Here is a 17,410-nt window from a genome sequence, read left to right as displayed (position 1 = left end):
CGCCTTATTTTCCCTTTATGAAAACACGGGAACAGGAGTGCGCTCGATGCCGGCTTCGCGGAAATCAGGCAAGGTGTTCTATACGCTGAGACCCTCCAGAGAGGGCCTGCCGCCCTTCTCGGACATCCGGCTTCCCGATGGAACGATCATCCGCCGTGTCGATGAGGCCATTCACCGGAGAGCGCTTTCCAATGCGGCCAGGGCGCTGAAAGAAAGGCTGGACCGATGATCCACGAATTCCTTGCCGGCAACGAGAATTCGCAGCTGCGCGCCAACGGCATCAACGCCGGCGACATCACCGAGGCCGTGCTGGAATTTTATATCGAAGGCGAGGACGATCTGATCGGCCTGCTTGCCTATGCCCTCTATGAGCGGCAGAAGCGCGACTTCGTGCTCAGCTACCGCAAGCGTAATGCCGGCCGTTCGCCCAACGAGGCCGAGCTTGCTGCCGTCTCCGGCAATTATCTCTCGACCGACCTGCGCAATACGCTGCGCGACCGCGCCTCCCAGATCCTTGCCAGTTATGCCGAAACCTATGTCGAAGCGATGGAGCCGGAAATACGGCTCGCCGCCGTCAACAGCCAGGCGCTGCGGGAGGTACGCGACATCGAGAAATCGATGAAGCGACGCCTCGGCTTCTGGCGCCAGGTTCGCGCCGGCTTTGCCGTCACCCTGCTGCTTCTTCTGCTTTTCGGCGCGGCCACCATTGCCGCTGTCTTTTTCCGCTCGGATATCGTAGATGCGTGGAATGCGCTGATGGTATCGACCAGTTTACGGACGTAAGACGACATGATCCTTTTTCCCGCGATCGATCTGAAGGGCGGCCAATGCGTCCGCCTGAAGCTCGGCGACATGCAGCAGGCGACGGTCTACAACACCGATCCGGCCGCCCAGGCGAAATCCTTCGAAGAGCAGGGTTTCGAATGGCTGCATGTGGTCGATCTTGACGGCGCCTTTGCGGGACATTCGGCCAATGGCGAGGCCGTCGAAGCGATCCTCATGGCGACGAAGAATCCGGTGCAGCTCGGCGGCGGCATCCGCACGCTCGATCATATCGAAGCCTGGCTCGCGCGCGGGCTGCGGCGCGTCATTCTCGGCACGGTGGCGGTGAGAAATCCTGATCTGGTCATCGAGGCCTGCCGGAAATTTCCCGGTCACGTCGCCGTCGGCATCGACGCCAAGGGCGGCAAGGTGGCCGTCGAAGGCTGGGCTGAGGCTTCCGAACTCGGCGTCATCGAGCTCGCCCAGAAATTCGAAGGCGCGGGCGTCGCCGCGATCATCTACACTGATATCGACCGCGACGGCGTCCTTGCCGGCATCAACTGGGCTTCGACGCTGGAACTTGCCGGTGCCGTCTCCATTCCCGTCATCGCCTCCGGCGGTCTTGCCTCGCTCGCGGACGTCAGACGCATGCTGGAACCCGATGCAGAGAAGCTCGAAGGCGCGATTTCGGGCCGGGCGCTTTATGACGGCCGGATCGACCCGGCCGAAGCGCTGGCGCTGATCAAGGCCAGCAGGGCCAAGGAGACCGCTTAAATGACCCTCAAGGCCCGTGTCATCCCCTGCCTCGACGTCAAGGACGGCCGCGTCGTCAAGGGCGTCAACTTCCTCAATCTCGTCGATGCCGGCGATCCCGTCGAAGCGGCGAAAGCCTATGATGCGGCCGGCGCCGACGAACTTTGCTTCCTCGACATCACCGCTTCATCGGACAATCGCGAAACGATCTTCGATGTCGTGTCGCGCACGGCCGACCAGTGCTTCATGCCGCTGACGGTCGGCGGCGGGGTGCGCACCATCGCCGATATCCGCAGGCTGCTGCTCTGCGGCGCCGACAAGGTTTCGATCAACTCGGCCGCGGTCAGCAATCCCGACTTCGTTGCCGAGGCGGCCGACAAGTTCGGCGACCAGTGCATCGTCGTCTCGATCGACGCCAAGCGCCGGCTCACGCAGGCGGTCGGCGGTGACAATCTCAGCGCCTGGGAAATCTATACGCATGGTGGCCGCAACGCGACCGGCATCGACGCCGTCGAATTCGCACAGAAGATGGTGACGCGCGGCGCCGGCGAGCTTCTGGTCACGTCGATGGACCGCGACGGCACCAAGGTCGGCTACGATCTGGAACTGACCCGGACGATCGCCGACGCGGTGCGCGTGCCCGTCATCGCCTCCGGCGGTGTCGGCGATCTCGACGACCTCGTCGCCGGGGTGAAGGAAGGTCATGCCAATGCCGTGCTCGCCGCCTCGATCTTCCACTTCGGCACCTATTCCGTCAGTGAGGCGAAACACTATATGTCGAAGTGCGGCATCGACATGCGTCTCGACTGAGGCTTGAAGGCGGACATATGAGCGGATTTTCCCTTTCCGATCTCGAAAGGATCGTTGAAGAGCGATCGAAGGCCTCGCCGGAGCAGTCCTGGACCGCGAAACTCGTGGCCGGCGGCCAGCCCAAAGCGGCAAAGAAGCTTGGCGAGGAGGCGATCGAAGCCGTGATGGCAGCGGCGACCGGCGACCGTGACAATCTGACCTATGAAGCCGCCGACGTGCTCTATCACCTATTGGTCGTATTGAAGATTGCTGAAATACCGTTAGAAAATGTCATGGCCGAACTTGAGCGCAGAACCGCGCAGTCCGGTCTCAAGGAAAAGGCCAACCGGCAGAGTTCATGAGTATCGCGACTGAGATCATCGGGGTGCCGGAAACATTGGATCACTTCCAGTCCGAATCCTATTCGCCCTACCACTTCTTCTCTTCCGAACAATGGGCGAAGTTCCGCGCCGACACGCCGCTGACGCTGACAAGCGACGAGGTCAATCGGCTGCGTTCGATGGGCGACCCGATCGATCTCGACGAAGTCAGGCGCATCTATCTGTCGCTGTCGCGGCTGCTGTCAGCGCATGTCGAATCCTCGCAAATGCTGTTCGAACAGCGCAACCGCTTCCTGAGCCTCTCCGACGTGACGAAAACGCCCTTCGTCATCGGCATCGCCGGCTCGGTCGCGGTGGGAAAATCGACCACCGCCCGTATCCTCAAGGAGCTGCTGGGGCGCTGGCCCTCCAGCCCGAAGGTCGATCTCATCACCACCGACGGCTTCCTGCACCCGAACGCCGTGCTGCAGCGGGAAAAGCTGATGCAACGCAAGGGTTTTCCGGAAAGCTACGACACGGCCGCGATCCTGCGCTTCCTCTCGGCGATCAAAGCCGGCCGGCCGGACGTGCAGGCGCCCTGCTATTCGCATCTCGTCTATGACGTGCTGCCGGACGAATACAAAATCGTCGACCGGCCCGACATCCTGATCTTCGAAGGTATCAACGTGCTGCAATCGCGCGACCTGCCGGCCGACGGCAAGATCGTGCCGATGGTGTCCGACTTCTTCGACTTCTCGATCTATATCGATGCCGCGGAAGACCAGATTCATAACTGGTACGTCACGCGCTTCATGCGGCTGCGGGAGACCGCCTTCCGCGATCCGAACTCTTACTTCCATCGCTATGCCTCGATCAGCGATGCGGAAGCGCTTGAAATCGCAGCAGATCTGTGGACGAATATCAACCTGAAGAACCTGCGCCAGAACATCCTGCCGACTCGGCCACGCGCCGATCTCATCCTCAAAAAGGGCAAGGATCACCTGATCGAACAGGTGGCGCTGCGAAAATTGTAGCAGGCGATCTTCGAGTATCGGTCTCAGGGATTGACGCGGCGCAGCGTCAGATTGATGCGGCCGCCATTCTTCAACAGCGTCGATGTTGCCGAATGAATCCGGTCGACGCCGTGGAAACACAGCCTTCCCTCGCCGGCCAATACGACCAGATCACCACTCGACAGTTTGAAAGATAGCGTGCGATCGTTGCGGCTCAAACCGCCGACGCGAAAGAGGCAGCTATTGCCGAGCGAGATCGAGACGACAGGCGCCTGCAGATTGCGTTCGTCCTTATCCTGATGCAGGCCCATGCGTGCGTCGTCGGAATAGAAATTGACGAGGCAGGCTTCCGGCGGTTTTTCATAACCCGACACGTCATTCCAGATATCGAGCAATGGCTGCGGTATGGCTGGCCAGGGCCTCCCGGTGACAGGATGCGTCGGCTGATAGCGATAGCCGCGTTCCTTGTCCGTCACCCAGCCGAGCGGCCCGCAATTGGTCATGCGCACCGACATCGGCTTGCCGGTGCCTGGCATGACGGGCACGAAAAGCGGCGCCTCGGCGACCACGGCACGGACCACCTCGACCAGCGCTTCCTGACGCGACCGGTCGAGATATTCAGGCAGATGGCGGACACCGTTCGACAGTTCGGGCATGTCAGTCGCCGCCACCGGGGCGGCCGCGCATTTTCTTGACTTCCGAGCGGCCGGATTTTTCCTTCAGACGGCGCTCGACCGAACCCTTGGTCGGCTTGGTCTTCTTGCGCGGCGGCGGCGGCGGCTTGGCGGCCTCCAGAATTAGTTCCTTCAGCCGTTCGCGCGCATCCTCACGGTTGCGATCCTGGCTGCGAAAGCGGCTTGCCTCGATCATCAGCACGCCATCCTTCGACAGGCGCCGGCCGGCAAGCCTGATCGCATTGGCCTTGACGCGGTCATTGAGGGAGGGCGAATTCGCGACGTTGAAAAACAGCTGGACCGCGGTCGAAACCTTGTTGACGTTCTGACCGCCGGGGCCGCCTGCCAGAACGAACTGTTCCGTCAGCTCCCATCCTGAGATGGTGATCCTGTCGTCGATGTAGAGCGCGTCGCTGGCCATGCGGCGTTCTATCTCATATCGGCAGCCGGTTGAAAATATCGGCCATCAATCGAAAAACCCGGCAATCCTGCGATGCCGGGTTTCACGTGAGTCAGAGATCTGTTCTTCTGTACGGCTTATTCGGCAGCGACCTTGACGCCGGGTGCCGCATCGCGGACGCCGCCGTCGACGTGATTCTCGAACTTGGCGAAGTTGGCGATGAACATCGAAACCAGCTTTTCGGCCTGCGCGTCATAGGCCGGCTTGTCGGCCCAGGTTGAGCGCGGATCGAGAATGCCGCCGTCGACACCGTCGACGGATACCGGCACGGCGAAGCCGAAATTCGCATCCGTGCGGAATTCGACCTGGCCGAGTTTGCCGCTGAGTGCGGCGGCGAGCAGCGCGCGCGTCGCCTTGATCGGCATGCGCTTGCCGGTGCCGTAAGCGCCGCCGGTCCAGCCGGTATTGACAAGCCAGCATTCGACGCCGTGGCGGCCGATCAGATCCTTGAGAAGGTTGCCGTATTCGGCCGGATGCCGCGGCATGAAGGGGGCGCCGAAGCAGGTCGAGAAGGTCGCTTCCGGCTCGACGACGCCCTTTTCGGTGCCGGCCACCTTGGCGGTGTAACCGGAGAGGAAGTGGTACATCGCCTGATCCGGCGTCAACCGGGCGATCGGCGGCATGACGCCGAAGGCATCGGCGGTCAGCATGATGATCGTCTTCGGATGCCCGGCCCGGCCGGTTGCCGAGGCGTTCGGGATGAAATGCATCGGATAGGCGCAGCGGGTGTTTTCGGTCAGCGACCCGTCGTCGAAATCGGGCTCGCGGCGATCGTTCAGCACGACATTTTCGAGCACGGTACCGAAGCGCTGGGTCGTCGCATAGATTTCCGGCTCGGCCTCGGCCGACAGACGGATGGTCTTGGCGTAGCAGCCACCTTCGAAGTTGAAGATGCCGTTCTCACTCCAACCGTGCTCATCGTCGCCGATCAGCGTGCGCGCCGGATCGGCCGAAAGCGTCGTCTTGCCCGTGCCGGAAAGGCCGAAGAAGACGGCCGCATCGCCATCGGGGCCGACATTGGCCGAGCAGTGCATCGGCATCACACCCTTGGCCGGCAGCAGATAGTTGAGCACGGTGAAGACCGACTTCTTCATTTCGCCGGCATAGGACGTGCCGCCGATGAGAACGAGGCCGTTGGTGAGATCGCAGGCGATCACCGTTTCCGTGCGGCAGCCGTGGCGGGCCGGGTCGGCCTTGAAGCTCGGCAGGTCGATGATCGTCAGCTTCGGCACGAAGGTGGCGAGCGCCGCCGCCTCCGGGCGGATCAAAAGATTGCGGATGAACAGCGAATGCCAGGCGAATTCGGTGACGACGCGGGTCGGCAGGGCATGGCCTTCCTCGGCGCCGCCGACGAGATCCTGGACGAAAAGGTCCTTGCCGGCGGCATGGGCCAGCATATCGTCGCGCAGCAGGGCGAAATGCTCCGACGAGAGCGGCTTGTTGTTGTCCCACCAGATCTGGCCATCGGTATTGGCGTCACGAACGACGAACTTGTCGCGCGGCGAGCGGCCCGTATGCTGACCGGTGAGAGCTCTGAGCGCGCCCTGAGCGGTCAGTTCGGCTTCACCCCGGCGGATGGATTCTTCATAGAGCGCTGCGGCGGAAAAGTTATAGCGAACGCTGGCTGCGCCGCCCAATCCAACCGTTGCAAGCTCCGTTGCCGGGTTATGAACTCCGAACTTTTCCATGGCTACTTCCCTTCGTTCAGGCGCGTTGCCGTTAAAACTGAATGCGAAAATAAGGGTAGAAATTTTAAAACACAAGAGACTAAAATTGAGAAAGTTCAGTAATATCAAACAATTAATCGATTTAAATTTCTTGATGGTATTTTAAATCGTTTGAAGAGGTCGCGTTGCAACAGTTTGTCGCGCCACGTAAGATTGTGAGGAAATTTAACGACAATCCTCCCTTTATCTTTGCCACAATTTGTTCCACCTTTATCCTCCATAAGCGCATCCGGTCACTGAGACCGCCTGGGGACGACGAAAATCCGGGAGATTGCGCACTGATGACGGAGACCAACACCATGCCGACAATCGCGCTCGTTGACGACGACCGCAACATCCTCACCTCGGTGTCGATCGCACTGGAGGCCGAAGGATATAAGGTCGAGACCTATACGGACGGTGCCTCGGCACTCGATGGCCTTCTGGCGCGACCGCCGCAGCTGGCGATCTTCGATATCAAGATGCCGCGCATGGACGGCATGGAACTGTTGCGCCGCCTGCGGCAGAAATCGGATATCCCGGTCATCTTCCTCACCTCCAAGGATGAGGAGATCGACGAGCTGTTCGGCCTGAAGATGGGCGCCGACGATTTCATCACCAAACCTTTCTCGCAGCGCCTGCTGGTGGAGCGCGTGCGGGCCGTCCTGCGTCGCGCTTCGAGCCGCGAAGCCGCGGCCGCCGGCGGCACGAGCCCGAGCGGCACGCCGAAGGCCGGGGCCGTGCAGCAGGCCCGTTCGCTCGAGCGTGGCCAGCTGGTCATGGACCAGGAGCGCCATACCTGCACCTGGAAGGGCGAAGCAGTGACGCTGACGGTGACCGAGTTCCTGATCCTGCATTCGCTGGCGCAGCGTCCGGGCGTCGTCAAGAGCCGCGACGCGCTGATGGACGCCGCCTATGACGAACAGGTTTATGTCGACGATCGGACGATCGACAGCCACATCAAGCGGCTGCGTAAGAAATTCAAGATGGTCGATACCGATTTTGATATGATTGAAACGCTCTACGGAGTGGGATACCGGTTCCGCGAAGCAGCCTGAGCCTCGACGGCGCAGCGCGAGACATAATTAGGGTTGCGGGCCGGTTATCCGGCCCCGCCCTTCGAAAGGGCCTGTCATTGGCACAATTGGTGCAGGAAAGGGATCTGGACGATGCGGAGGGCGTGAGCACCCGTCGCGTCCGAGGCCGCCGTTGGTCGCATCCCTTCACGCTGATTCGCCGCATCTTCGGCAATGCCGTCTTTTCGAGCCTGACGCGGCGCATCGTCTTCTTCAATCTCGTCGCACTGCTGGTGCTCGTCGGCGGCATCCTCTACCTCAATCAGTTTCGCGAGGGATTGATCGACGCCCGCGCCGAAAGCCTGTTGACCCAGGGCGAGATCATCGCCGGCGCCGTTTCGGCCTCCGCATCGGTCGATACGAATTCGATCACCATCGATCCGCAGAAGCTGCTCGAGCTGCAGGCCGGCCAGAGCATCACCCCGGTGCCGAATGACGAGGACCTGGAGTTTCCGATCGATCCGGAGAAGGTCGCCCCCGTCCTGCGCCGGCTGATCTCCCCGACACGCACGCGCGCCCGCATCTTCGATGCCGACGCCAATCTGCTGCTCGATTCGCGTCACCTTTATTCGCGTGGCCAGGTGCTGCGCTTCGACCTGCCGCCGGTCGAGGAAGAGAAGCAGACCTGGAGCGATTGGTTTGTGACCCTGTTCAACAAGGCGCTGCAGCCCGGCAATCTGCCGCTCTATAAGGAAGCACCGGGCGGCGACGGTTCGATCTATCCCGAAGTGATGAACGCGCTGACCGGAGTGCGCGGCGCGGTGGTGCGCACCACGGAGAAGGGCGAACTCATCGTTTCCGTCGCCGTGCCGATCCAGCGCTTCCGCGCCGTGCTCGGCGTGCTGCTCTTGTCGACGCAGGCCGGCGACATCGACAATATCGTGCATGCCGAACGGCTTGCCATCATGCGGGTCTTCGGCGTGGCGACGCTTGTCAACGTGCTGCTTTCGCTGGTGCTGTCGTCGACCATCGCCAATCCGCTGCGCCGTCTTTCGGCAGCGGCCATCCGTGTGCGCCGCGGTGCCAAAACACGCGAGGAGATCCCTGACTTCTCCGCCCGCCAGGATGAAATCGGCAATCTTTCCATCGCTCTGCGCGAGATGACGACGGCGCTTTACGACCGCATCGATGCGATCGAGAGCTTTGCGGCCGATGTCAGCCACGAACTCAAGAACCCGCTCACCTCGTTGCGCAGCGCCGTCGAAACGCTGCCGCTCGCCAAATCCGAGGATTCCAAGAAACGTCTGCTGGATGTCATCCAGCACGACGTGCGCCGTCTCGACCGCCTGATCAGCGATATTTCCGATGCCTCGCGTCTCGATGCCGAACTCGCGCGGGTCGACGCCGGCTCCGTCGACATGGAAGTGCTGCTGCGCGACCTGATCGAAGTGTCCCGCCAGATCAGGGGCAGCAAGAAGAAGGTGGAGATCGAATATGCGATCGAGCGCAAGCCGAACATCAAGACGCGCTTCGTCGTCAACGGCCACGACCTGCGCATCGGCCAGATCATAACGAACCTGATCGAAAATGCCCGATCCTTCGTGCCTGAGGAGGGCGGCAAGATCACCGTGCGACTGGTGCGCACACGGTCGCGCTGCGTCACCACCATCGAGGACAACGGTCCCGGCATCCAGGCGGAGAATATCGACCGCATCTTCGAGCGCTTCTATACGGATCGCCCGGAATCGGAAGGTTTTGGCCAGAATTCCGGCCTTGGCCTTTCGATCAGCCGGCAGATCGCCGAAGCCCATGGCGGTTCGCTGCGGGCGGAAAACATCACTGAGGGCGAGAGCGGGCGCATACTCGGCGCGCGCTTCATCCTCGCCCTGCCCCTCGATGCCGCAGCATGAGCGAGGCTCCCAACATCCATGCGACGGCGATCGTCGTGGGCAGGACGGGGCTCCTGTTCAGCGGGCCCTCCGGCTGGGGCAAATCGATGCTGGCCTTTACCTGCATGACAGAGGCCCGCCGGCTCGGTCTCTTCACGGCGCTGGTTGCCGACGATCAGGTGTTGCTGTCAGGAGAGGCAGGCTCGGTGATCGCCACCTGCCCGCCGTCGATCGCCGGGCTGATCGAACTGCGCGGCACCGGCGTCGTCCGGCTGGACCATATCCCTCGGGCGGCCATGCATTATGCCGTACTTCCGGGCAGTGCTTCCGGTGAAAACCGTGTCCCCCCCGAGGGCGAAATCGTCAGCCTTGCCGCCGGTTTTTCGCTTCCCGCGTTGCGGTTGCTCACAGGCGTGCCGTCACCGCTGGCGGTCCTGATGGCGAAAGCGTCTGATATCGGCGATTGAAGGCTTCCAGATTGATCAATCTGCCTTATATGTTTGCATTTTTATCTTGCACTTCGGCTTTTCATCGCCAAGATGTGCCCCCACCGGTGGACGTAATTGCTGCATTGCGATATCTCAGCCATCGTTTGCATATATGGGAGCAGTAATATCATGATCGGACTTGTGCTTGTCACTCATGGCAAGCTGGCTGAAGAGTTTCGTCATGCTGTCGAGCACGTCGTCGGTCCTCAGAAATTCATCGAGACGGTCTGTATTGGCCCCGAAGACGACATGGACCAGAGGCGGCAGGACATTCTGCAAGCCGTTTCCGGCGCCGATGATGGCCATGGCGTCGTCATCCTGACCGACATGTTCGGCGGCACGCCGTCCAATCTCGCCATATCGGTCATGAGCAGCGGCCATACCGAAGTCATCGCCGGCGTCAACCTGCCGATGCTGATCAAGCTCGCCGGGGTGCGCGGCGAGAACAACATGGAGAAGGCGCTGGTCGAGGCTTCCGAAGCCGGGCGGAAATATATCAATGTCGCGAGCCGTGTGCTCAGCGGAAAATAACGGCGCTTCATGACATCGCTTTCCCGGGAACTCCTCATCATCAACAAGCGCGGCCTTCACGCACGCGCCTCAGCCAAATTCGTTCAGATGGTCGAGACCTTCGATGCCGCCATCACCGTCTCCAAGGACGGAATGACGGTCGGCGGCACGTCGATCATGGGCCTGATGATGCTCGCGGCAAGCCCGGGCTCAAGCGTCGTCGTTTCGGCAAGCGGCAGCCAGGCCGAGGAAGCGCTGGAGGCCTTGGACCAGCTGATCCAAAACCGGTTCGGCGAAGAGATGTGAGCTTACTAGGCCGAGTTCATATAAACATATAAAGACTTCTTTATATCCTTATTGCCTTCCCATCAGAAGCCTGCTAAACGGCGGTCATGCCGTGCGCTGAAGCGTGTCGCATCGAACCTGGTTCATGCAATGCGGTTTGGCACTTGGTGCCCATGCATCTCGCGATCCCGGAACTGCTGCACACATCCGGGTGATATGCATCGGCACGCGGCCTATCCGTCGCGCGGTCATCTTCGCGCCTGCGCCAATTTTTGAGACGTTTTTCAGCCTGGAGACCTCTATGAGCACTGAAAAAGATTATGTCGTCGCCGATATCGGGCTTGCGGATTTTGGCCGCAAGGAAATTACGATCGCCGAAACCGAAATGCCGGGGCTGATGTCCTGCCGCGCCGAATTCGGCGACGCAAAGCCGCTTAAGGGCGCGCGGATCACTGGTTCGCTGCACATGACCATCCAGACGGCCGTGCTCATCGAAACGCTGGTGGCCCTCGGCGCCGAAGTCCGCTGGGCCTCGTGCAACATCTTCTCGACGCAGGATCATGCCGCTGCCGCGATCGCCGCTGCCGGCGTTCCCGTTTTCGCCATCAAGGGCGAGTCGCTCGAGGACTACTGGGTTTACACCGACAAGATCTTCCAGTGGGCCGATGGCGGTCTTTCCAACATGATCCTCGATGACGGCGGCGATGCCACCATGTACATCCTGCTCGGCGCCCGCGCCGAAGCCGGCGAGGACGTATTGTCCCACCCGCATTCCGAGGAAGAGGAAATCCTCTTCGCACAGATCAAGAAGCGCCTTGCCGCTTCGCCGGGCTGGTTCACCAAGCAGCGCGATGCGATCAAGGGCGTTACCGAAGAAACCACGACCGGCGTCAACCGTCTGTACCAGCTCAGCCAGAAGGGCCTGCTGCCCTTCCCGGCGATCAACGTCAACGATTCCGTCACCAAGTCGAAGTTCGACAACAAGTACGGCTGCAAGGAATCGCTCGTCGACGGCATCCGCCGCGGCACCGACGTGATGATGGCCGGCAAGGTCGCTGTCGTCTGCGGTTATGGTGACGTCGGCAAGGGCTCTGCCGCTTCGCTCTCCGGCGCCGGCGCCCGCGTCAAGGTCACCGAAGCCGATCCGATCTGCGCCCTGCAGGCGGCGATGGACGGCTATGAAGTCGTGCTGCTCGAGGACGTCGTTTCCTCGGCCGACATATTCATCACCACTACCGGCAACAAGGACGTCATCCGCATCGATCATATGCGCGAGATGAAGGACATGGCGATCGTCGGCAATATCGGCCACTTCGACAACGAAATCGAAGTCGCCGCGTTGCGGAACCTCAAGTGGACCAACGTTAAGCCGCAGGTCGACCTGATCGAGTTCCCCAAGGGCAACCGCATCATCCTGCTTTCCGAAGGCCGACTGCTCAACCTCGGCAACGCCACCGGTCATCCGTCCTTCGTCATGTCGGCTTCCTTCACCAACCAGACGCTCGCGCAGATCGAGCTTTTCACGAAGCCCGGCCAGTACGAGAACAAGGTCTACATCCTGCCGAAGCACCTCGATGAAAAGGTCGCGCGCCTGCATCTCGACAAGCTCGGTGTGAAGCTTACCCAGCTTAGCGAAGAGCAGGCTGCCTATATCGGCGTCTCGCCGAACGGCCCGTTCAAGTCCGACCACTACAGATATTGATCTGACCATCGATATCCACAAGATGTAGAGGCCGCGGCATTGACAAATGCCGCGGCTTATTTTTTGGCCGCTCCCTTCCCGCCGATTCCCTTCCGAAGTATTGTTTTAAGACTTGATTCGTGGCGCCGGACCCCGTCCGACCGCTCCGAAAATGGGATGTCTTGTCGTAATGCGGCACATTGAAGGACGGAGACATACCGCGGATGTCGGAATTGAAAAACAGCCTGCCCGGTCAGGCGGACGACGGCGCTCGCGCCCATCACCGCCCGCTGGCGGCAGGCCAAGACTATAAATCTGCAACGGCACACGAGGCCGCAAAGCAAGAGCATGGATCATTGGCGCGCTTCTTGAAAACCTGCGCGGCCGGCACGGCGCTTGCCGCGCTGGCGAGGCCGGTCCTGGCACAAAGCGAGCAGCAGGCGGCAGCCTCGGCCCACCTCTTCACCTCCTCGCAGGTCATCGGCGTATCCGTCGTCATCGGCGTCATATCGGCGGCTCTGCTTTCGACGCTCTGGCTGGTGCGTCAGCGCGGCAATCTGGAAAACGAGAGCCGGGAAATCCGCTCGGCGCTCTCAGACGCCCAGCAACGCATTTCACAATATCAAGCGCTGATCGCCGACAAGAACCGGCGGATCGTCATCTGGGACGGCAATGCCCGTCCTGAATTGCTCGGCCAGCTTCCGCCGGAGACCGGCGCGCCGCAGGATGGCGAATTCCTGGCCTTCGGACTCTGGCTGAAATCACGCTCGGCCGCTGACCTGGAAAAGGCGATCGACCGGCTGCGCGACGAGGCGCAGAGCTTCGACATGGTGGTCGAGACCATCCGCGATGAGATCCTCGAGGCGCAGGGCCGGGTTTCGGGCGGACGCGCCTTCGTCCGCTTCGTGGCGCTCAACAATCTGCGCGCCGAGCTTGCCGAACTCCGGATCGAGCGCGACCGGCTGATGACGTCGATCTCGGCGTTCCAGACCATGCTCGACGCGATCGACATGCCGGCCTGGCAGCGCGACCACGCGGGTCGCCTCACCTGGGTCAACCAGGCCTATGGCGACGCGGTCGAGGCGCGCTCACCGCAACAGGCGATCAATGAAGGCCGCGAGATGCTGACGACGGTGGCGCGCGAACGCATTCGCGCGACGACGACGCCGGAATCGCCGTTCCACGACACGATCTCGACGGTCGTGCATGGCAACCGAACATTCTTCGATGTCGTCGACGTCACGCTTCCCGGCGGCTCGGCCGGCATGGCGATCGACGTGTCCGATATCGAGGCGGTGCGCGCCGAGCTGGACCGGACGCTGAAAAGCCATGCCGAGACGCTCGACCATCTCGCCACGCCCGTCGCCATCTTCGACGGCGAGCGCCGGCTGCAATTCTACAACCAGGCCTTCGTGGCGCTCTGGGAGCTGGATATCGCCTTTCTCGAAGGCCGGCCGGACAATAGCGAGCTGCTCGAGCGCCTGCGGGCGGCCAAAAAGCTGCCGGACCAGCTCAACTGGAAAAGCTGGAAGGAAGCGGCTCTTTCCGTCTATCGCGCGCTCGATACGCAATCGGACCTCTGGCACCTGCCCAACGGTCAGACGCTACGCGTCTTCGCCACCGCCCACCCGCAGGGCGGCGCCACCTGGGTGTTCGAAAACCTGACGGAACAGGTCGATCTCGAAACGCGCTACAACACGCTGGTCAAGGTGCAGGGCGAAACGATCGACCATCTTTCCGAAGGTGTGGCGGTGTTCGGCCCGGATGGACGCATCCGCTTGTCCAACCCGGCCTTCCGGGCGCTCTGGGGGATCACCGAAGCTGAGGCCAAACCCGGCACCCATATCCGTGCACTCGGCGAAGCCTGCGCCCCCTCCTACGACCGGCCGGACGGCTGGAAGACCTTTGCGGAACTGATCACCAGCTTTGACGACGAGCGCCGCTCGGGCCAGGGGACGCTCGAACTGTTCTCCGGCCTCGTGCTTGACTACGCCGTCATCCCGCTGCCGAACGCGCAGACCATGCTGACCTTCGTCAATATGACGGACAGCGTGCGGGCCGAGCGGGCACTGACCGAAAAGAACGAGGCGCTGCGCAAGGCCGACGAGTTGAAGAACGACTTCGTTCAGCACGTTTCCTATGAATTGCGCTCGCCGCTGACCAATATCATCGGCTTCACCGACCTGCTGCGCACGCAGGGTGTGGGGCCGCTGAACGAGCGGCAGGCCGAATATATCGACCATATCTCGACCTCGTCCTCGGTTCTGCTGACGCTCGTCAACGATATTCTCGACCTTGCGACCGTCGATGCCGGCATCATGCGTCTCAACTATGCGGAAATCGATCTCAACGACCTGCTCGACGACGTCTCGATGCAGATCGCCGATCGGCTGCAGGAAAGCGGCGTGGCGCTCGAAATCACCGCGCCTGCCTATCTCGGCTCGATCGTCGCCGATCCGCAGCGCCTGAAGCAGATCCTGCTGAAGCTTCTCTCCAACGCGGCGAATTTCTCGCCGGAGGGCAGCTCGATTTCGCTGGAATGCCGACGCGAAGGCACGGATTTCGTTTTCTCCGTCCGCGATCGCGGCCCCGGCATCTCGCCCGACATGATCGCGACCGTGTTCGACCGGTTCGCGACGGGCGCTAAAAGCGGAAAACGCGGCGGCGCCGGACTCGGCCTTTCGATCGTCGACAGTTTCGTCAGCCTGCATCACGGCGACGTGACGATCGACAGCGAGCCGGGCAAGGGCACGACGGTCGTCTGCCGTATCCCCTCGGTCAATATCCCCCATTCCGCCGCTGCCGAATGACGACCACCGATACGATCTCGCTTTTCCTCAAGGACGAGGCGGCCACCATTCGCCTCGGTGAAGACCTGGCGCTCGCCTTGAAGGCCGGCGATTGCCTTGCTCTTTCCGGTGATCTCGGCGCCGGCAAATCGTCGCTCGCCCGGTCGATTCTGCGTGCCATCGCCGATGACGATGGGCTTGAGGTCCCGAGCCCGACCTTCACACTGGTGCAATCCTACGACCTGCGAATCCCGGTTTCGCACTTCGACCTCTATCGCCTCGGCGACGCCAGCGAATTGACGGAACTCGGCTTCGACGAGGCGCTGGAGAATGGCATCTGCCTCGTCGAATGGCCGGAGATGGCTGAGAGCGAATTGCCGGCAGAGCGCATCGCCCTGGCGCTGGTGCATGAGGGCAGCGGTCGCCGGGCAACGATCGAGGCCGCCGGCCAGCAGGCCCAGCGCATCCGCCGGGTCTTCGCGATCCGCGATTTCCTTGACGGGGCCGGCTATCTCGACGCCAAACGCCGCTTCCTGACCGGCGATGCGTCGCTGCGCGCCTATGAAGCGATCTATCCGGATGCTGCTCCGCGAAAAATCCTGATGGACTGGCGCCCGCATCCCGAGGGGCCGCCGGTCTACGGCGGCAAGCCCTATCCCAAGGTCGCGCATCTCGCACAGAACGCCTATCCCTTCGTTGCCATCGCCGATGCGTTGCGCGAACGGGGTTTTGCAGCGCCGGAGATCTACAAGGTCGATTACGAGCAGGGCATCCTGCTGATCGAAGATTTAGGCACAGAAGGCGTGCTCGATGACGCCGGCCGGCCGATCGCCGAGCGTTACCGGCAAAGCGTCGCCTGCCTGGCCCATCTTCACTCCATGCAGTTTCCACAGGATATCCCCGTTTCCGCCGCGCACACGCATCACATTCCCGACTTCGATCGCACGGCGATGAAGATGGAAGTGCAGCTTGTGCTCGACTGGCACATCGCCTGGAAGCGCGGCTCCGCACCCTCGGACGCAGTGCGCAAGGATTATCTGGCGATCTGGGACGCGCTGATCGATGAACTCGCCGCGGCCGAAAAGAACCTGCTGCTGCGCGACTTTCACTCGCCGAACATCATCTGGCGCCCGCAGGAGGCCGGCGTCAGACGGGTCGGTCTCATCGACTTCCAGGACGCCATGATCGGCCCGACGGCCTATGACCTTGCCTCGATCGTCCAGGACGCACGCGTGACGATCGAGCCGGTGCTCTTCCGGCAGCTGATGGACGATTATCTCTCCCTTCGCCGTGCGCAGGGCGGTTTCGACGAAGCCGAATTCATGAAGGCCTGGGCGATCATGTCGGCGCAGCGCAACTGCAAACTTGCCGGTCTCTGGGTGCGGCTGCTGCAGCGGGATGGCAAGCCCGGCTATCTCAAGCATATGCCGCGCACGCTCGCCTATCTTAACGTCGCGCTCGAGCATGAGACGCTTGCCCCCTTGCGCGATTGGTGCGCAAGGGCTGGAATAGGCCAGAGCGAATCATAAATTCCGGATCAAGATGACCATCAGACAAGCCATGGTACTGGCCGCCGGTCTCGGAACCCGCATGCGGCCGATCACCGACACGATCCCGAAGCCGTTGGTGAAGATCGACGGCAAGGCCATGATCGATTACGCGCTGGACGCGCTGGTGGCGGCCGGCGTCGAACGGGCCGTCGTCAATGTTCACCATCATGCCGACCAGATGCTCGCCCATCTCGGCGGTTATCGCGGCCTCGAGATCATCATATCCGACGAGCGGGACGGGCTGATGAATTCAGGCGGCGGGCTGGCGAAGGGACTGAGGCTTCTGGACCGAGACGATATCTTCGTCATGAATGCCGACCTCTTCTGGATCGGCGAGCAGCCGGGACGGCCGACGAACCTACAGCGCTTAGCCGGATTCTTCGATGCCGATCAGATGGACATGGCGCTGCTTTGTGTCGGCATCGAAGATACCACTGGTCACAACGGCAAGAACGACTTCAGCCTTGCGGCCGACGGCCGGCTGAGGCGTTACCGCGACGATCCATCCAACCCCGTTGTCTATGCCGGCGCGATCGCCATGAACCCGTCGCTGTTCGACGATGCGCCACAGGATGCCTTCAACCTGAATATCTATTTCGACCAGGCGATCGCACGCGACCGGCTTTTCGGCCTGGTGCTCGATGGGCACTGGCTGACTGTGGGAACGCCGGAGGCGATCGGCGAGGCGGAGGAAACGATCCGCAGGTTGCGGGCGTTCGCGTGAG

At 61.7% G+C, this 17,410-nt stretch carries 18 protein-coding genes; 15 read left to right on the top strand and 3 right to left on the bottom strand.

Going from position 1 to position 17,410, the window contains the following annotated elements:
* The first annotated feature begins 46 nt into the window (after positions 1-46).
* From A7X77_RS29145 to coaA, 6 genes are read left to right on the top strand one after another with little or no spacing between them, the layout of a single operon-like run.
* Positions 47-229, top strand: a complete 183-nt coding sequence (locus A7X77_RS29145; RefSeq protein ID WP_064686310.1) for a hypothetical protein — start codon at positions 47-49, stop codon at positions 227-229.
* A complete protein-coding gene (locus tag A7X77_RS29140) occupies positions 226-783 on the top strand; it encodes a hypothetical protein (protein WP_064686309.1) in 558 nt (185 codons plus the stop codon). Before A7X77_RS29145 ends, A7X77_RS29140 begins: the two co-directional genes overlap by 4 nt.
* A gap of 6 nt (positions 784-789) precedes the next feature.
* On the top strand, positions 790-1,536 hold the full coding sequence (gene hisA / locus A7X77_RS29135; RefSeq protein ID WP_064686308.1) for a 1-(5-phosphoribosyl)-5-[(5-phosphoribosylamino)methylideneamino]imidazole-4-carboxamide isomerase: 747 nt from the start codon (positions 790-792) through the stop codon (positions 1,534-1,536).
* On the top strand, positions 1,537-2,325 hold the full coding sequence (gene hisF / locus A7X77_RS29130; RefSeq protein WP_064686307.1) for an imidazole glycerol phosphate synthase subunit HisF: 789 nt from the start codon (positions 1,537-1,539) through the stop codon (positions 2,323-2,325). It abuts the gene before it with no gap.
* Between the two features lie 17 nt (positions 2,326-2,342).
* Entirely contained in the window at positions 2,343-2,666 is a 324-nt protein-coding gene (locus A7X77_RS29125) for a phosphoribosyl-ATP diphosphatase (protein ID WP_064686306.1), read from the top strand.
* The gene (gene coaA / locus A7X77_RS29120) at positions 2,663-3,658 is read left to right on the top strand and encodes a type I pantothenate kinase (protein WP_064686305.1); all 996 of its coding nucleotides are present in this window, start codon (positions 2,663-2,665) and stop codon (positions 3,656-3,658) included. Before A7X77_RS29125 ends, coaA begins: the two co-directional genes overlap by 4 nt.
* Before the next feature lie 23 nt (positions 3,659-3,681).
* On the opposite strand, the gene A7X77_RS29115 is transcribed toward coaA, so the two are convergent.
* The 3 genes from A7X77_RS29115 to A7X77_RS29105 all read right to left on the bottom strand — a co-directional run bounded on the left by A7X77_RS29115 (position 3,682) and on the right by A7X77_RS29105 (position 6,459).
* A complete protein-coding gene (locus A7X77_RS29115) occupies positions 3,682-4,293 on the bottom strand; it encodes an alpha-ketoglutarate-dependent dioxygenase AlkB (RefSeq protein WP_064686304.1) in 612 nt (203 codons plus the stop codon).
* Between the two features lies 1 nt (position 4,294).
* A complete protein-coding gene (gene arfB, locus A7X77_RS29110; protein ID WP_037142462.1) occupies positions 4,295-4,732 on the bottom strand; it encodes an alternative ribosome rescue aminoacyl-tRNA hydrolase ArfB in 438 nt (145 codons plus the stop codon).
* 116 nt (positions 4,733-4,848) lie between these two features.
* Positions 4,849-6,459, bottom strand: coding sequence for a phosphoenolpyruvate carboxykinase (locus tag A7X77_RS29105; protein WP_064686303.1), 1,611 nt, complete (start codon positions 6,457-6,459; stop codon positions 4,849-4,851).
* A gap of 338 nt (positions 6,460-6,797) precedes the next feature.
* On the opposite strand from A7X77_RS29105, the gene A7X77_RS29100 reads away from it, so the two are divergent.
* The 9 genes from A7X77_RS29100 to A7X77_RS29060 all read left to right on the top strand — a co-directional run bounded on the left by A7X77_RS29100 (position 6,798) and on the right by A7X77_RS29060 (position 17,409).
* Positions 6,798-7,535, top strand: a complete 738-nt coding sequence (locus A7X77_RS29100) for a response regulator transcription factor (RefSeq protein WP_190233656.1) — start codon at positions 6,798-6,800, stop codon at positions 7,533-7,535.
* A gap of 77 nt (positions 7,536-7,612) precedes the next feature.
* Positions 7,613-9,403: a sensor histidine kinase gene (locus A7X77_RS29095; protein ID WP_064686302.1), complete on the top strand. Its 1,791-nt coding sequence runs from the start codon at positions 7,613-7,615 to the stop codon at positions 9,401-9,403.
* Positions 9,400-9,849 (top strand): HPr kinase/phosphorylase, encoded by a 450-nt coding sequence (locus tag A7X77_RS29090; RefSeq protein WP_064686301.1) that lies wholly within the window; start codon positions 9,400-9,402, stop codon positions 9,847-9,849. The genes A7X77_RS29095 and A7X77_RS29090 overlap by 4 nt, the downstream gene beginning before the upstream one ends.
* A gap of 150 nt (positions 9,850-9,999) precedes the next feature.
* A complete protein-coding gene (locus A7X77_RS29085) occupies positions 10,000-10,401 on the top strand; it encodes a PTS sugar transporter subunit IIA (RefSeq protein WP_004672623.1) in 402 nt (133 codons plus the stop codon).
* A 9-nt stretch (positions 10,402-10,410) separates the two neighbouring features.
* Positions 10,411-10,686 (top strand): HPr family phosphocarrier protein, encoded by a 276-nt coding sequence (locus tag A7X77_RS29080; RefSeq protein WP_003544133.1) that lies wholly within the window; start codon positions 10,411-10,413, stop codon positions 10,684-10,686.
* A 280-nt stretch (positions 10,687-10,966) separates the two neighbouring features.
* Positions 10,967-12,367 (top strand): adenosylhomocysteinase, encoded by a 1,401-nt coding sequence (ahcY, locus tag A7X77_RS29075; RefSeq protein ID WP_064686300.1) that lies wholly within the window; start codon positions 10,967-10,969, stop codon positions 12,365-12,367.
* A 203-nt stretch (positions 12,368-12,570) separates the two neighbouring features.
* A complete protein-coding gene (locus tag A7X77_RS29070; protein ID WP_064686299.1) occupies positions 12,571-15,156 on the top strand; it encodes a sensor histidine kinase in 2,586 nt (861 codons plus the stop codon).
* Positions 15,153-16,664, top strand: coding sequence for a tRNA (adenosine(37)-N6)-threonylcarbamoyltransferase complex ATPase subunit type 1 TsaE (gene tsaE / locus A7X77_RS29065; RefSeq protein WP_064686298.1), 1,512 nt, complete (start codon positions 15,153-15,155; stop codon positions 16,662-16,664). Before A7X77_RS29070 ends, tsaE begins: the two co-directional genes overlap by 4 nt.
* 13 nt (positions 16,665-16,677) lie before the next feature.
* A complete protein-coding gene (locus tag A7X77_RS29060; RefSeq protein ID WP_064686297.1) occupies positions 16,678-17,409 on the top strand; it encodes a nucleotidyltransferase family protein in 732 nt (243 codons plus the stop codon).
* Position 17,410: the final 1 nt, after the last annotated feature.

The organism is Rhizobium bangladeshense (genome assembly GCF_001662075.1).
Classification (GTDB): Bacteria; Pseudomonadota; Alphaproteobacteria; order Rhizobiales; family Rhizobiaceae; genus Rhizobium; species Rhizobium bangladeshense_B.
Note: the sequence above shows the minus strand (reverse complement) of the source record. Positions and strands in the feature narration are given on the sequence as shown.

Excerpts from the sequence above, each read along its gene's own strand:
- coaA (WP_064686305.1), top strand. The coding sequence starts at position 2,663 with ATGAGTATCGCGACTGAGATCATCGGGGTGCCGGAAACATTGGATCAC.
- A7X77_RS29080 (WP_003544133.1), top strand. The coding sequence starts at position 10,411 with ATGACATCGCTTTCCCGGGAACTCCTCATCATCAACAAGCGCGGCCTT.
- A7X77_RS29070 (WP_064686299.1), top strand. The coding sequence starts at position 12,571 with ATGTCGGAATTGAAAAACAGCCTGCCCGGTCAGGCGGACGACGGCGCT.
- A7X77_RS29060 (WP_064686297.1), top strand. The coding sequence starts at position 16,678 with ATGACCATCAGACAAGCCATGGTACTGGCCGCCGGTCTCGGAACCCGC.
- ahcY (WP_064686300.1), top strand. The coding sequence starts at position 10,967 with ATGAGCACTGAAAAAGATTATGTCGTCGCCGATATCGGGCTTGCGGAT.
- hisA (WP_064686308.1), top strand. The coding sequence starts at position 790 with ATGATCCTTTTTCCCGCGATCGATCTGAAGGGCGGCCAATGCGTCCGC.
- tsaE (WP_064686298.1), top strand. The coding sequence starts at position 15,153 with ATGACGACCACCGATACGATCTCGCTTTTCCTCAAGGACGAGGCGGCC.
- A7X77_RS29105 (WP_064686303.1), bottom strand. The coding sequence starts at position 6,459 with ATGGAAAAGTTCGGAGTTCATAACCCGGCAACGGAGCTTGCAACGGTT.
- A7X77_RS29140 (WP_064686309.1), top strand. The coding sequence starts at position 226 with ATGATCCACGAATTCCTTGCCGGCAACGAGAATTCGCAGCTGCGCGCC.
- hisF (WP_064686307.1), top strand. The coding sequence starts at position 1,537 with ATGACCCTCAAGGCCCGTGTCATCCCCTGCCTCGACGTCAAGGACGGC.
- A7X77_RS29100 (WP_190233656.1), top strand. The coding sequence starts at position 6,798 with ATGCCGACAATCGCGCTCGTTGACGACGACCGCAACATCCTCACCTCG.
- A7X77_RS29115 (WP_064686304.1), bottom strand. The coding sequence starts at position 4,293 with ATGCCCGAACTGTCGAACGGTGTCCGCCATCTGCCTGAATATCTCGAC.
- arfB (WP_037142462.1), bottom strand. The coding sequence starts at position 4,732 with ATGGCCAGCGACGCGCTCTACATCGACGACAGGATCACCATCTCAGGA.
- A7X77_RS29085 (WP_004672623.1), top strand. The coding sequence starts at position 10,000 with ATGATCGGACTTGTGCTTGTCACTCATGGCAAGCTGGCTGAAGAGTTT.
- A7X77_RS29090 (WP_064686301.1), top strand. The coding sequence starts at position 9,400 with ATGAGCGAGGCTCCCAACATCCATGCGACGGCGATCGTCGTGGGCAGG.
- A7X77_RS29125 (WP_064686306.1), top strand. The coding sequence starts at position 2,343 with ATGAGCGGATTTTCCCTTTCCGATCTCGAAAGGATCGTTGAAGAGCGA.
- A7X77_RS29145 (WP_064686310.1), top strand. The coding sequence starts at position 47 with ATGCCGGCTTCGCGGAAATCAGGCAAGGTGTTCTATACGCTGAGACCC.